This is a genomic window from Micromonospora polyrhachis (genome assembly GCF_014203835.1).
Classification (GTDB): domain Bacteria; phylum Actinomycetota; class Actinomycetes; order Mycobacteriales; family Micromonosporaceae; genus Micromonospora_H; species Micromonospora_H polyrhachis.
On record NZ_JACHJW010000001.1, the window covers coordinates 3,479,776 to 3,493,706 of the forward strand.

Annotated in this window: 12 protein-coding genes; 5 read left to right on the forward strand and 7 right to left on the reverse strand. The window is 69.8% G+C overall.

Annotated elements, in window-relative coordinates; genetic code table 11:
- Positions 1–57: 57 nt before the first annotated feature.
- Together FHR38_RS15115 and FHR38_RS15120 are read right to left on the reverse strand one after the other, a co-directional pair.
- On the reverse strand, positions 58–723 hold the full coding sequence (locus FHR38_RS15115; protein WP_312882157.1) for a lysophospholipid acyltransferase family protein: 666 nt from the start codon (positions 721–723) through the stop codon (positions 58–60).
- Positions 717–1,325: a TetR/AcrR family transcriptional regulator gene (locus tag FHR38_RS15120; RefSeq protein ID WP_184535277.1), complete on the reverse strand. Its 609-nt coding sequence runs from the start codon at positions 1,323–1,325 to the stop codon at positions 717–719. Before FHR38_RS15120 ends, FHR38_RS15115 begins: the two co-directional genes overlap by 7 nt.
- Before the next feature lie 128 nt (positions 1,326–1,453).
- On the opposite strand from FHR38_RS15120, the gene FHR38_RS15125 reads away from it, so the two are divergent.
- Together FHR38_RS15125 and FHR38_RS15130 are read left to right on the forward strand one after the other, a co-directional pair.
- Positions 1,454–1,933, forward strand: a complete 480-nt coding sequence (locus FHR38_RS15125) for an RrF2 family transcriptional regulator (protein ID WP_184535278.1) — start codon at positions 1,454–1,456, stop codon at positions 1,931–1,933.
- A gap of 83 nt (positions 1,934–2,016) precedes the next feature.
- Positions 2,017–2,511, forward strand: a complete 495-nt coding sequence (locus FHR38_RS15130) for a cupin domain-containing protein (protein ID WP_184535279.1) — start codon at positions 2,017–2,019, stop codon at positions 2,509–2,511.
- On the opposite strand, the gene FHR38_RS15135 is transcribed toward FHR38_RS15130, so the two are convergent.
- Positions 2,469–4,781: an ATP-binding protein gene (locus FHR38_RS15135; protein WP_312882158.1), complete on the reverse strand. Its 2,313-nt coding sequence runs from the start codon at positions 4,779–4,781 to the stop codon at positions 2,469–2,471. The two genes, FHR38_RS15130 and FHR38_RS15135, sit on opposite strands and share 43 nt — an antisense overlap.
- Positions 4,782–4,983: 202 nt before the next feature.
- On the opposite strand from FHR38_RS15135, the gene FHR38_RS15140 reads away from it, so the two are divergent.
- Together FHR38_RS15140 and FHR38_RS15145 are read left to right on the forward strand one after the other, a co-directional pair.
- Complete coding sequence (locus FHR38_RS15140) at positions 4,984–5,439, forward strand: carboxymuconolactone decarboxylase family protein (protein WP_184535281.1); 456 nt, start codon at positions 4,984–4,986, stop codon at positions 5,437–5,439.
- A 56-nt stretch (positions 5,440–5,495) separates the two neighbouring features.
- Positions 5,496–5,975: an iron chaperone gene (locus tag FHR38_RS15145; RefSeq protein ID WP_184535282.1), complete on the forward strand. Its 480-nt coding sequence runs from the start codon at positions 5,496–5,498 to the stop codon at positions 5,973–5,975.
- 210 nt (positions 5,976–6,185) lie between these two features.
- On the opposite strand, the gene FHR38_RS15150 is transcribed toward FHR38_RS15145, so the two are convergent.
- Together FHR38_RS15150 and FHR38_RS15155 are read right to left on the reverse strand one after the other, a co-directional pair.
- Positions 6,186–8,573 (reverse strand): FtsX-like permease family protein, encoded by a 2,388-nt coding sequence (locus FHR38_RS15150; RefSeq protein ID WP_184535283.1) that lies wholly within the window; start codon positions 8,571–8,573, stop codon positions 6,186–6,188.
- Positions 8,567–9,298 carry an ABC transporter ATP-binding protein gene (locus FHR38_RS15155; protein ID WP_184535284.1) on the reverse strand — a complete coding sequence of 244 codons (732 nt, stop codon included), beginning with the start codon at positions 9,296–9,298 and terminating at the stop codon, positions 8,567–8,569. Before FHR38_RS15155 ends, FHR38_RS15150 begins: the two co-directional genes overlap by 7 nt.
- 67 nt (positions 9,299–9,365) lie before the next feature.
- Between FHR38_RS15155 and FHR38_RS15160 the strand changes: the two genes are divergently transcribed.
- On the forward strand, positions 9,366–12,074 hold the full coding sequence (locus FHR38_RS15160) for a helix-turn-helix transcriptional regulator (RefSeq protein WP_184535285.1): 2,709 nt from the start codon (positions 9,366–9,368) through the stop codon (positions 12,072–12,074).
- A 201-nt stretch (positions 12,075–12,275) separates the two neighbouring features.
- Here the strand turns inward: FHR38_RS15160 and FHR38_RS15165 are convergent, their stop codons facing one another.
- Positions 12,276–12,815 carry a TetR/AcrR family transcriptional regulator C-terminal domain-containing protein gene (locus FHR38_RS15165; protein ID WP_184535286.1) on the reverse strand — a complete coding sequence of 180 codons (540 nt, stop codon included), beginning with the start codon at positions 12,813–12,815 and terminating at the stop codon, positions 12,276–12,278.
- 493 nt (positions 12,816–13,308) lie between these two features.
- The gene (locus FHR38_RS15170) at positions 13,309–13,920 is read right to left on the reverse strand and encodes a PIN domain-containing protein (protein WP_184535287.1); all 612 of its coding nucleotides are present in this window, start codon (positions 13,918–13,920) and stop codon (positions 13,309–13,311) included.
- Positions 13,921–13,931: the final 11 nt, after the last annotated feature.

Sequence of the window (13,931 nt, forward strand, 5' to 3'; positions counted from 1 at the left end):
CCTCGCGCTCCGACTCCGTCCGTACGGGAGGGCGGCCATGCCGCCCCCGTACGCCGCCTATTCCGAGGGCAGTTCGGCGTGGCCGGGTGCCAGTTCCTGGCCGGAGAGCTGCTGGATTGCCGCCATGATTTCGTCCGTCACCAGCCGTCGAGCCCGGTTGGCGTTACCGTCGGGCGGCTGGGTGAAGCGCAGCGGCTGTCCGAATCGGACCGTGATCCGGCCGAAGCGGGGCAGCCGTGCACCAACCGGCTGGACTCGATCGGTGCCGAGGACGGCGACCGGTACCACCGGTGCGCCGGTGGCGAGCGCCAGCCAGGCGACCCCGGTACGGCCGCGGTAGAGCCGGCCGTCGCGGGACCGGCTGCCCTCGGGATGGATCCCGAAGACGCGGCCGGCGGCGAGGACCTCGCGAGCCGCCTCCAGTGACGCCTGTGCGGCGCGGTGGTCGGTGCGATGCACCGGGATGGCGTCCATTCCGGTGAAGAAGGCCCGGGTCAGCGCACCCGTGAGTCCTGGCCGACGGAAGTATTCCTCCTTCGCGAGGAAGGCGACCGGTCGCGGTGCTACCAGTGGAATCAGGAAGCTGTCCAGGGCGGAGAGATGATTGGCGGCCAGGATGACCGGCCCGGTTGCCGGAACGTGGTGTCGTCCCTCGACCTCGGGGCGATAGGTCAGACGCAGCAGGCCGGCGAGGGCCGGCCGTACGCCAGCTTGGATCAGCACGTCGTCGGCTCGCTGCGGGGTGGCGTAGGGAGGTGGGCCTCGACCGCGGTCCGTAGCAGGAGGTCGACGTCCTCGGTCTGCGTGGCGAGTTGGAGGCTGCCCCACAGGGTTAGTTGGGCGATGCCTTGCAGGTTTGCCCACAGCGCGCCGGCGACCACGGCCGGCGGCCGGTCCGTCGTGGCCCGGGTGACTGCGCGCGCGACGAGCTGGACGAGGATCTCGAAGAGTCGCAGGCTGTCCTCCCGCAGGCCGATCTGGTTGCCGCGCAGCAGGTCGTGCCGGAACATCAGCTCGAACATGCCGCGGTTGGTACGGGCGAAGGCCAGGTATTCCCGGCCCAATTCGTAGACCTGGGCGCGCGGGTGGGCGTCTTCGTCGAGTAGCGGCTCGATCCGCCGGGCGAGAGCGCGGTAACCCTGCTGCGCGATCGCTGCGAGCAGGCTCTGATGGGTGGGGAAGTAGCGGCGGGGAGCGCCGTGTGACACTCCGGCGCCGCGCGCGATCTCCCGAAGGGAGAGCGCCTCGACGCCATCGCGGGCCACCAGGTCGACGCCGACTTCGACGAGACGGGTACGGAGGCCGCCCTCCGACTGCTGTTGCATAGACACTGTCTACCAAACGCAATAGACACTGTCTACTTCCAGTCGAGGGAGTCGGGTCGCGACGGTTCGTCGAGTCCACCCGTCGGTTGCGTTCAAGATCTTGGACATGTAACGTCCAGGATGTGCGGATGAGCGAGGGTGTCGAATGGGCGTTGCACAGCTGCCTGAATCTGTCCTGGGTCGAGTCGGGTCAGGCGGTCCGGACGGCCACGTTGGCGGCGTTCTACGAATTGCCCTCGGCTTACCTGAACAAGCAGCTACAGGCGTTGGCTCGGGCGGGCATCCTCTCGTCCACCTCGGGGCCGCGTGGTGGTTTCCGGTTGGCCCGCAGCCCTGAGGCGATCACGCTGCTCGACGTGGTAACGGCCATCGAGGGGCCGGAGGAGGCGTTCCGCTGCGACCAAATCCTGCGGCAGGGGCCCGGGGGTGACGCGGAGACCGACTATCGACAGACGTGTCTGATCTCCCAGGGTATGCGCCGAGCGGATCTCGCCTGGCGGCGCGAGTTGGCTGCGCAGACGCTCGCTGACATCAAGTCCGCAGTGGAGCGGCAGTTCCCCGCCGCTCCGCAGAACACCCGCAACCGGCTTGCTGCGCTGCGCGCCTGACGGGCAGCCGAGGCTTCTGTGGCAATTCCCGCGTAACCGTATTCTGGATATTTTTTATCCGCGATTAGATCCAAGGAGAGATGATGTCCCCGATCCAGCCCCAGCCGTTCTTCACCATCAAGGCGACCGACGCCGAAGTCCTCGCGGATGGGCCCACCAGCCTCATCACCCTGCTGGCCGACGCGGACGACACACACGGCGCGCTCACGGTCAACCGCGCCTTCCTGGCCAAGGGATCACCCGGTGCGCCGCCCCACTTCCACACCCGGATGGCAGAGACCTTCTTCGTCATCGATGGAGTCCTACAGGTCCTGGCGGGGGAGCAGATCCTCACCCTGGAAAAGGGCGACCTGCTCGTCGTCCCCCCGCACCTGCCGCACGCCTTCGCCCCAGCCCCCGGCGAGGAGGCTGACGTCCTGGTCAGCTTCAGCCCGGGAATCGCGCGGTTCGACTACTACCGACTGTTGGAACGCGTCTACAAGGGTGAAGCCGACCCGAAGGAGATCGGTGCCTCATCCGAGAAATACGACAACCACTACTTCGACAGCCCGGCCTGGCGGGCCCGCGCCGCCGGCTGACCGGACTCGGATAGGCGGTGGCTCGCCTGCTCGGTGCGTAGCAACTCCCGCGCCGAACGGGCGAGCTGCTCGTCGTACGGCCGACCCAGTTCACGCGCGAGTTCGATGGTGCGGTCGAGCAGCGGCAGCGCCTCGTCATAGCGCCCCGCCGCGCGGCACGTCTCAGCGTAGGTGTGTAGGCAGTCGATTTCGAGCTGTACCTCGGCCAGCGGTTCCAGCAGCTCGAAGGCGCGCCGATGGTGTTCGAGCGCCTTCTCGGGAGAACCCATGACCCGCAGCGCGACACCGAGATAGTTGTGACACCACGCCTGGTTGTGCGGGAGATCGTTCTGCTCGGCCAACCGCAGCGCGTCATGCAGCATCCGCAGCGACTCCGCCGGATCGTCTGGCGCCAGTGCGACACCGAGGGTTACCAGCCCGGTGATCTGGGCAGGCCCGTCGGCCAGCGCGACGGATGCATGGGCGAGTTCGACGGCTTCGCTGTGCCGGCCGAGGTGCAGGGTCACCCATCCATCGAAGGCCAGCGCCTGGGACTGCCCCGCGCGGCGACCGATCCTCTCGAACAGGTCACGGGCCTGCCGGAAGCGTGCCTGTGCCGCTTCGAGGTCGCCGAGATCCCGGCGTACGAAGCCGATGCGCAGCGCCAGACCAGCTGCGAGGTCGTCGTCCGGCCCGGACTGCTCGGCCAGTTCGTAGGCGGAGAGCGCCTCGGCGAGGCGTCCGGCAGCGGCATGGACGAAGCCGAGGTCCGCGAGCAGCGAAGCCCGCTGCTGGTCGCGGCCGAGCCGTGCTGCGGCGACTGCGGCGGCTTCGAGCAGCCGTGCCTGGTCGTCGGTGCCACGGTGCCGGAAGAACCAGACCCGCATGGCCTGTGGCAGCTCGACCACCACCTCGTCCGCACCCAGTCGTACGGCGGCATCGAAACAGGCGACCAGGTTGACGTACTCAAGCTCGAACCAGGCCATCGCCCTCGCCGGATCGCCCGGCGAGGGCTCCCGCCGGTACGGCGAGGGCAACGTCCGATCGTGGGCGACCGCCTGCGCCAGATAGTGGCGTAGGACCCGGCGCAGCGCGGCTTCCGCCTGCGGCTCCTCGTCGGCGGCGAGGTCCGCCGCGTATCGCCGGATCAGGTCGTGCATCCGGTACCGCCCGGGGGAGAGTTCCTGGACGAGGTGGGCGTCGACCAGCTCCTCCAGCGCCGCGCCGAGCCGGTCGGGTGGCAGGTCGGTGAGCGCGCCCGCCACCTCCACGTCGAAGTCGGCACCGGGCAGCACGCCCAGCAGGCGGAAGATACGGCGCTGGACCGAGTCGAGCTGCTGGAGCGACATGCCGAACACGGAGTCGAAGCGGCTGGGGGTGGTACGTAGCCGCTCAGCCAACACCGCCACGGTCCAGCCGGGGCGGTGGCGAAGCCGTGCGCCCGCCATCCGTAGCGCCAGGGGGAGCCCGGCGCACTGCCGCAACACCTGGCTGACCGCTTCCTCTTCGGTGATTGTCAGCCCGGCCGCCCGGCTGAACAGGTGCGCGGCGTCAGCGTCGGTCAACGGCTCCAGGGACACCGGCGGCACGCCGTCCAGGCTGACCAGCCGATGGCGGCTGGTGATCAGGACTGCGGACTTTCCCGCGCCGGGGAGCAGCGGGCGTACCTGCTCCGCGTCGACCGCGTTGTCGAGCACGACGAGCGCCCGCCGCCGGGACAGCTCCGACCGCCAGAGCGCCGCGCGTTCGGCGGCACCTGACGGGGGGTGCGTGATATCCAACGCGCCCAGCAGCCGGCCCAGCGCGGCCTGCGGCTCCAGTGGCTCCTGGCCCGGCGTGAAGCCGTGCAGGTCGAGGTAGAGCCCACCGTCCGGATACGAAGGGGCGAGCCGGTGGGCCACGTGCACGGCCAGGCTGGTCTTGCCCACGCCTGCCATGCCGTCGATCACGACCGCGCCGGCGCTGTGCAGCAGCCCTTCGACCAGCGCCGACTCCGCTTCCCGGCTGGTGAAGTCGAACAGGTCGGCCGGCAGGTCGTTGCGGCGTGGGGCGGGTGCCGCGCCGGCCTTGGCGGCCTCGGCCCACACCCCGCGCAGGGGCCGTGGGTCGCGACCCACGGACCGGCACAGCGCCACGACGGCCTCCCACGGCGGCACGAGCCGACCGGCCAGGTATCGGGACAGCGACGAGCTGCTCAGACCCGCCTGGCTGGCGAGGGCGCGCAGGCTGAGCCCGCTCATTTCCTTGATCCGGGCGAGCTGAGCCACCAGTCGCTCCTGGGGGCTGGACACGTGCAACACCGTACCTGTCCCGGTGCAGACGAACGCATCGGCGTTGCGTTTGCGCTGCTAGACCGGGTTCTAGGTGTCCCACGGTGTCCCACGGACCGCGCGGGTCCCGGCCCGTCGATGGTCGGATCACTCCTGTCAGCAACACCCACGACCGTCAGCAACACCCACGACCGTCAGCGACACCCACGACCAAGGAGAAGCGATGTTGACCGAGCGCATGCCGAACCCGGCGGTTCTGATCCCCGAGGCGATGCCGGCCCTGATGGCCGTCAACAAGGCCATCGCGGGCGCCGGGATGGACGGCAAGGTACTGGCGCTGAGCCACCTGCGGGCCAGTCAGATCAACGGCTGCGGACCCTGTGTGGCCGGGGGTGCCCACCAGGCCCGCCAGCAGGGCGCGACCGACGACCAGGTGCACGCCGTTGCCGCGTGGCGGGAGACGCCCTGGTTCAGCGACGAGGAACGCGCCGCGCTGGCCCTGACCGAGGCCGTGACCCGGCTCGCGGACCGGTCGGACCCGGTGCCGGACCAGGTGTGGGACGTGGCCGCCAAGCACTTCGACCAGAAGGAGTTGGCCGCACTGCTGCTCAACATCGCGATCACCAACGCCTTCAACCGGCTCAACGCGCCGACCCGCCAGCAGGCGGGCAAGTGGTGACCTGTTCCTGATCGCGGCCGAATAGCCAGATTTTCACCAGAGAGAGGAACGCTGCCATGGCGACCACGACCAAGACCACCACTACCACCAAGACCACCACCACCGCCAACGGCGAGAAGTACGACGGATTCACCGACGAGGAGCGCGCCGCGATGAAGGAGCGCGCCAAGGAGCTGAAGACGCGCGCTCGGCGGGGTGCCAAGGCCGACACGGAAGGCGAGGTGCTCGCGAAGATCGCCGAGATGGCGGATTCCGACCGCGTGCTTGCCGAGCGGTTGCACGCCGTCATCAAGGCCAACGCGCCGGTCCTCACGCCGAAGCTGTGGTACGGAATGCCCGCGTACGCCCGCGACGGCAAGGTGGTCTGCTTCTTCCAAAGTGCGGCGAAGTTCAAGACGCGGTACGCGGTGCTCGGCTTCAGCGACGAGGCACACCTCGACGAGGGCACCATGTGGCCAACCTATTTCGCGCTGCCCGAACTGGCCGCCGACTACGAGGCCAGGATCGCCGCACTCGTGAAGCAGGCGGTGAGCTGAGGACGGGGCACCTCTCCAGCGGAATGCCGGGTCGGCAGGCCCGGCGTTCCGCTGACGTTGGTATCGACGGACACCGTCAGCGGCACCGGCGACGGTGTGGGGCCAAGGTCGCCGGTCTACCGGAACTTCCCGGTAGCTGGTGCCCGTCATGGGACGGCCCGCGAACGGGGAGCAGCCAGCGAGCCGACCCCCCGTTCGCGGTCTGCGGCGTTACGCCGCCGGCACCGAATCGGAGGTGACCGAGGAGTGGGACGCCCGTTCCAGGAGTGCCGGCAGGATCGTGGCGATCAGGACGCAACCCCCGACCACCGCGCCCAGCGCCCCCCACGACACGTCGAGCGCGATCGGCCCGGCCACCCGTAGCAGCGCCAACCACAGTCCGCCCAGCCCAGCTACGGTGACGGCTGCCGCGAGGACCACCCCGACGGCGACGGAAACCAACGACTCGGCCAGCGCGTACCGGAGCACCTGGCCACGATCGGCACCGAGCAGACTCATGACGCGCCGCTCGCCGGCGCGGTCCGGTGCACCCATGACCAGGGTGTTGACCAGCGCAATCGTGGTGTAAGTCAGCAGGATTCCGAGCACCATCAGCAAGCCGAGACGACTCGCGTCACCCTGTGCGGCGGCGGTCGCTGCCGACCACTGCGGCTTGCTGACGACAGCGGCGCGATGCCCCCGGGCGGCGTGGCGCAGGGCCGCCTCCACGGCCGTCGGGTCGCTGCCGGGACGGACGTCGACCAGGGCCTTCGACGGCAGGTCGGCGCGGGCGTTACGGGGGCTCACCTGTGCGGCCGTCGTCGCCCCCAGCGGAAGCAACCCGATCACGCGCAGACGGGTCTCGGTGCCGTCGGCGAGCCACAGTCGGACGTTGTCGCCCACCCGGTATCCCCAGTCCTGCTCCACGACGATTGCGTCGTCCGGGACAAGCTCCGTTCCCTCCGCCGGGCGGCGGTTGAGTGCGGTGTCGCCGTCAAGGGTGTAGACGCTGCTTTCGCTGATGGTTGACACGTCGGCACCGGGCACCGCCCGCAGGCGAGCCGTCAATTCGTTGTCGAGCCCTGCCGTGCCGTTGGGCAGCACCAGGTAGTCGGCCTGCACCGACCGGCCGCCGGCCGCCGCTTTCGCGGTGTCGGTCATCGTCGAGGCGGTGAGCAGCATCGCGGGCAGGGCCACCGTCATCAGTACCGGCGTCGCGAGCGTCGCGGTACGCCGCGCCGAACTCGTCACGGTGGCCGCCACCAGCATGCCGATGGCACCCCCCGATCGCTGGAACGGCAGCGTGAGCAGGCGGGCGGTGGGCCGGACCACCGCCGGGGCGAGCAGCGCGGCGGCCGCGATCAGCAGCATCAGCACCGGCATGTACGTCTTACGGTTGGTCGCCGAGCCAGGGTCGTCGATGGCGGTGAACGCCATGCTCACCAGCGCGGTGGCCAGCGTGCCGAGGCCGAGCACCCAGCGGCTGAGCGGCATGTGTCGGGTCTGCACCGTGGCCTGGCGCAGCGCCTCACCCGGCCGGATCCGGCTGGCCTGCCACGCGGCGATCACCACGGCGAGCAGGGCGACGAGCACGCCCGTACCGAAGGCCAGGTACGCCGGTACGGCGGAGTTGCTGACCGTATCGATCCAGTCCGGAGCCATGCGTCGCGCGATGAGCCAGTCGAGGAGCGCAGGTGCGGCGTACGGTCCGGCGACCGCGCCGGCTGCGGCCGCAAGGCTGGAGACGACCAGCGCCTCGGTGTAGATCATCCGACGGATCTGGCCGGGTGTGGCCCCGGCCGCCCGGAGCAGCGCCATCTCCCGGCGCCGCTGGCCGACCGCGAACGCGAAGGTCGCGGCCACCACGGCGATCGAGATGAAGATGGCGAACCCGAGGGCGATGCCGGCGATGGTGTTGGCGTTGTTGCGGGCGTCGGCGTCGCCTTCCCGGTTTGGGTCCAGTCGGGCCCGCGCGTCGCCGACCAACACCCGGGCGTCGGTGCCGACCGCCGCGCGGACCTGGGCCTCCGGCTGTCGGGTGAGGAGCGCGTCGATGCGGGGGGAAAGCTCTGCGGCACGGGCATCGGTGAAGAAGAGACAGATCTCGCGAGTGGGGCTGTTGAGGCCGACGACGGTGTACGGGCGTACCCCTGCCGTCGTGATCACCTGGACCTGGTCGCCGGGCCGGGCCCCCGCACTCACCACGATCTCGTCGTCGGTTGCCGGCGCCCGACCGGCGAGGAGTGTCTGCCCCGCCGCCGTTCGGGCCGACCAGGGCCGTCCCACACTCCCGCCGGGTCCCTCGGCCAGCGTGGCGGGAAAGACCCGGTCCGCGACCGCGTCCGGCAACCGGGCGGCCGTCGTGGCGGGAACTCCGCGTCGCTGCGCCAGTGGTTCCGTCTCCGTACCGCGCCAGGTCGGCACGTTCAGCTCGTCGACGCCCACCACGACGACCGTGACGTCCTGGTAGCGCTGCGGTTCCCGGTCGGGGGCGCTGATCGTGGTGGCGAGCACCTGGCCGAGCGCCGCGACCAGCGCCGCCCCCAGGGCGAGTGCCACGAACATGCCGACGAACGAGCGCCACCGGATCCGCAGCGTCGCCAGAGTGAGCATCAGCATGCGGTCGCCTCCAGCCGGGCCATGTGGATCATGATGGCCTCCGCGGTCGGCGCGGCGATCTCACCGTCGATGCGGCCGTCGGCGAGGAAGAGGACCCGGTCGGCGTACGCGGCGGCGTGCGCGTCGTGGGTGACCATCACCACGGTCTGGCGGCGCTGGTCGACCAGTTCCCGCAGCAACCGCAGCACCTGCTCACCGGAGCGGCTGTCCAGCGCGCCGGTCGGCTCGTCGGCGAAAAGCACCGCCGGCGCGGTCAGCAGCGCCCGGGCAATCGCGACGCGCTGCTGTTGTCCGCCGGAGAGTTCGCCCGGCCGGTGCCCCCCGCGATCGGCGAGACCGACCGCGGCGAGACTGGCGAGCACCTCGGACCGGCGGGGACGGCGCCCGGCGAGCCGCAATGGCAGGGCGACGTTCTGTTCGGCGGTGAGGGCCGGCATCAGGTTGAAGGACTGGAACACGAAACCGATGCGTTCTCGCCGCAGCAGGGTGAGCCGTCGCTCGCTGAGCGAGGTCAGCTCCTGCCCGGCGAGGCTGACCCGGCCGGAGGTGGGCCGGTCCAATCCGGCCGCGCACTGCAGCAGGGTCGACTTGCCGGAGCCGGAGGGCCCCATGACAGCGGTGAAGGATCCGGTGTCGAAGCTGACGGAGACACCGGCGAGAGCGGTGACCCCGTTGGCGTAACACCGGGTCACCTCGTTGACCTCGACGACGGGTACGGAAGGCATGCGCTGACGCTATGAAGATCGATTCCGGCGCGGTACCGGACACGTGACTGGTGTAGTTTCCGATTTCATGCTGCTGGGGCGGGACGCTGACCGGGCTGTCCTGCGGACCGCCGTGGAGCGGGCGCGCGCTGGTTACAGTGCCGCACTTGTGCTTCGGGGCGAAGCCGGCATCGGCAAGAGTGCCCTGCTCGACGACACCGCCACCGGCTCGGGGCTGACCGTGCTGCGCTGCGCCGGGTACGAATCCGAGGCGGAGATGCCTTTCGCCTCGCTTCACCTGCTGCTCTATCCGGTGCTCGGCCGTGCGGAGGCACTGCCCGAGTTGCAGCGCACCGCCCTGCTCGGTGCGCTCGGGGTGGGCCCGGCCGCCGGTCGTGACCCACTGCTCATCGGTGCCTCCGTGTTGACCCTGCTCGGCGACCTGGCCGAGGACCAGCCGGTGCTCTGCCTTGTCGACGACGCGCACTGGCTTGACGAGTCCTCCGCGCGGACACTGCGCTTCGTCGCCCGGCGGTTGCACGCCGACGCCGTAGCGATGATCTTCGCGGCGCGTCCCGAGTTCGACCCCGCCGGTCTGCCGGAGCACTGGCTCGACGGGATCGGGGCCTCGGACTGCGTCGCCCTGCTGGATCGGTGGGCTCCCGGCCTGGATCGGGTGGCCCGGGAACGGATCGTCCGGGAGAGTGGGGGCAATCCGCTGGCCCTGCGCGAGCTGCCGCGCGTCGTGGGGGATCAGGCCCACCTACCCGGTCCGCTCCCGCTGCCGCAGCGCATCGAGCATGCCTTCGGTACGCGAATCGCACGGATGACGCCGGACGTGCGTACCGTGCTCACCATCGCCGCCGCCGACGAAACCGCCGGGCTCGGCAATTTGCTACGCGCCACCGCGACCTGCGGGATCTCGCGCGACGAACTGCGTGCCGCCCTACGGGAGGCCGAGCAGGCCGAGCTGCTGCGAGTGTCCGGTGGCCGGATCATCTTCACCCATCCGTTGCTGCGGGCCGCCGCGTACCAGCAGGCCGACTTCGACGAGCGGCTGGCCGCGCATCGGGCGCTCGCCGAAGCAGCCGCCGCGGAGCCGGACCAGCAGGCGTGGCACCTCGCCGCCGCGGCGACCGGCCCCGACGACACCGCAGCCCGCGCCCTCGAACTGACCGCCGAGCGGGCGCAGGGTCGCAGCGGACACGCCGCGGCAGCGGCGGCGCTGGAACGCGCCGCCGAGTTGACCGGCGACCCCGGGCTGCGCGGTCGCCGGCTGATCGAGGCCGCGGTCGCGGCGAACCATGCCGGACAACAGAACCGGACTCGACACCTGTTGGACCAGATCGACGAAATTCCCACGGACCCGCTCCGGGCCGCTCGCTACTACGAACTTGAGGCCCGCGTCGCGTTCGACTCCGGGGACGCCGCCCGGGCACACGATCTGCTGGTCGAGGCGTCCACGGCACTCGCCGAGGTGGACCCGGTCGCGGCGCACGCCGTACTGGTCGACGCCGGCCGCAACGCCTGGCAGCTCAGCGATCCGTCGCGGTTGACGGACGCGGCCGAACGGCTGGCGAAGCTGGGGCCTGCCCCGGACGGCCTGGCGGCGGCGGTCGCCGCCGTCACCGGGGCCGCCAGACTGCTCACCGTCGGACCGGTGGATGCCCTGCCTGCCATGCGTCCGCTGGTCGCCGAGGGGCTGCGATCCCGTGGTGCCTACGCCCTCCGGCTCAATGCCGCCTTCGTAGCGGGCATCGTCGGCGATTTCAACGCTGGCGGCAGCATCGCCCGGCAGGTCGTCGACGACTGCCGTGTCGCTGGCGCGATCGGCTGGTTGCCACTCGCACATGTCACACTCGCCACGGCCGAGCTGTATCTCGGACGGTTCCGCAACGCCGTCTCATCGGCCACCGAGGGCTTACAACTGACCACCGACACCGGCCAGCCGAACCGCGCCGGATACCTGGAAGGCGTGCTCGCCTGGATCGCCGCCGTGCAGGGCGACGAGGAGGAGTGTCTGCGCCTCAGCGCCCAGTGTCACGACGGCTTCACCACCCACCGCATCGCCAACGGACTCGCCTGGGCAATCTGGGCCCGAGCGATGCTCGACCTTGCCCATGGTCGCGCCGCCGAGGCCATGACGCGGCTGGAGACGGCCCTGGACGGACCGGTACGGCATCAGGCCCACGCGGTCTACTTCGCCCCTGACCAGGTCGAATGCGCAGTGCGCCTGGGCGAGCCGGAACGCGGCCGTGTGCCCTGCGACCGATTCGGGACCTGGGCTGAGGCGGCCGGGCAGAACTGGGCGCAGGCCGTCTGGCACCGCTGCCAAGGCATGCTTGCCCCCGACACCGACGTCGCGGACCAGCACTTCACGGCGGCGTTGCGTGCGCACGCGGACGGCTCACGGCCGTGGGAGATCGCCCGTACCCACCTGGCCTTCGGTGAGCGGTTGCGCCGGGACCGGCGAAAGAACCAGGCCCGGTCGCAGCTGCGGACCGCACGGGAGATGTTCGAACGGCTACCGGCTCAGCCGTGGGCCGACCGGGCGGCGGCGGAACTGCGTGCCGCCGGAGAGCAGACGCAGGTCGACCCGACGGTCGACCTGCTCGCGGCGCTCTCACCGCAGGAATTGCAGATAGTCAAGCTGGCTCACGCCGGATTGACCAACCGGGAGATAGCCGCGCAGCTCTTCCTCAGCCCGAAGACCGTCAGCTACCACCTTTACCGAGCGTTCCCCAAACTCAACGTCGCCAGCCGGCGTCAGTTGGCGCGCCTCGACCTGCCCGGGTGAGTTGACATCAGCGGCTGCTCGGAGTCGGGGCAGGCAGGGAGCGCCGAGGCGGGTCGTACGTCCAGGTGACCCAGAACTTCTACGTCACCGGCTGGCAGCGTTCGACCTGTACGGGGGCGGTCAGGCCGCCCGCATGCACTGCCTCTCCGCCCCCGTGTCACCGATAACGCTGGCAGTTCGGCGGGGCCTGCGAACAGTAGGTCAGGTGTGGGGATGGTTGGTGATGCCATCCAGGACGGTGATCAGGTTGTGGTGGAAGGTTTCCTCGGCGTTGAGGTGTGCGCCGTCGATGACGAGCCGGGCGACGGTGGGGTAGCGGCCTGTTTCGAGCATGCGTGTCAGGTAGGGCCCGAGGGCGGCTTGCCAGGCGGACTCGTCAGTGCCGGTGGAACGGGCGGTGCGGCGCTCGGCGATCTCTCTGCGGAGCGCTCCGACGATGAACGCGTTGAGGGCGCCCACAGCCCGCCGGAGACCGAGATCGACCGCAGCGTACTGCGTGAACTTCTGCTCGTTTCCCTCCCCGGTGACACGGTTGCGTGGCAGCACCGGCTCGTCGCGGCGACCCCACGACCCGACAGGGGCTGGGATCTGGCGTTCCATGGCGGCCACCGAACCGGCTGCGACATTCTCATCGGCGCGGACGGCGCGCGCTCTGTCGTCCGGCCGTTGCTGGCCGACGTTCAACTGTCCTACGTGGCCACTCTCGTAGAGCTGAACATCGAAGACGTCGACCAGCGCCATCCCGATCTCGCCGAGTTGGTCGGCCCCGGGAACCTGTGGTGCGTCGGCGTGAACCAGATTCTGGCAGCGCAACGCCTCGGCGACGGCAGCCTACGGGTCGGGATCTCGCTGCGTGCAGGCGATCGCCCCATCGACACATTCGGTAGTAAGCGTGCTCTGCTGGACATGTTCGGTGGCTGGGACCCCCGCCCCACCGCACTCATCGAGGCCAGCGGCAGCGCACCGACCCCACGTAGGATCGATGATGCTGTCCTCCACCGCGGCCGACGACATCATCCGCTTCTTCGCACCCCGGCCCACCGAGCCGGCACCCGCAGGTTGACAACGCGCGACGTAGCCGACCTCGTCCCTGTAGACGCTCCTACCCTGGGGGATCAGGAGTCCGATCATCGGCAGTTGTGGAAGCCGAGAAGGTCGCTGCCGAGTCCTGGCAGCGACCTTGGTGCTGGCCGACTGACCTGACTCCTGACGGCCTGGAACCTGAGCTGAGGCGCTACCAGATTCGGAAGCGCTCGTCGGTGCTGAGGAGAAATGCGAAGCGTCCGGCGCCCGCTCGGTCGAGGCTGTCAATGCTGGAGTCCGCAGCCTCCTCCTCGCTCAGCTTGTTGCGACGCTGCCAGTACATGACCTGGTGCAGGAATCGTCGCTGAACAAGGTCTGGGTAGCGATCGGCGATCATGCAGAGGAAATCGTCGACATGTTGTACGTCGATGCCAGCGCCGACTTGGTCGAGACACTCCTGGAAATCCTTGATGTCCCCGTCACGGGTGATCAAGGTATCGACTTTGCCGCTGTGCGCGGCCGCCAATACATGATGATCATTTAGGTCGGTGGGGCAGGGGACGGATTGCGGGTCCCAATGGGCGACCTTAGCTTCAGGGAAATTTTCGTCCAGCAGGTCACGCCAGCGCTCAATCTGCTGTGCCGGCGCGCTTGGGTGATTGCGGCGTAGATGGTAGAAGGCTTCGGCCAGAACGGCCTCGCTCCACCGAAGGTCATAGGCGGTGCGGTGGCTGTCGAGAGCCATCAGCACCAACCAATCACGTAGGCATCGCGAGTATAGGACGTTGGCGTCTACGAACACCGTGAGCGGCACCGGCAGCACGCGTTCAGGCT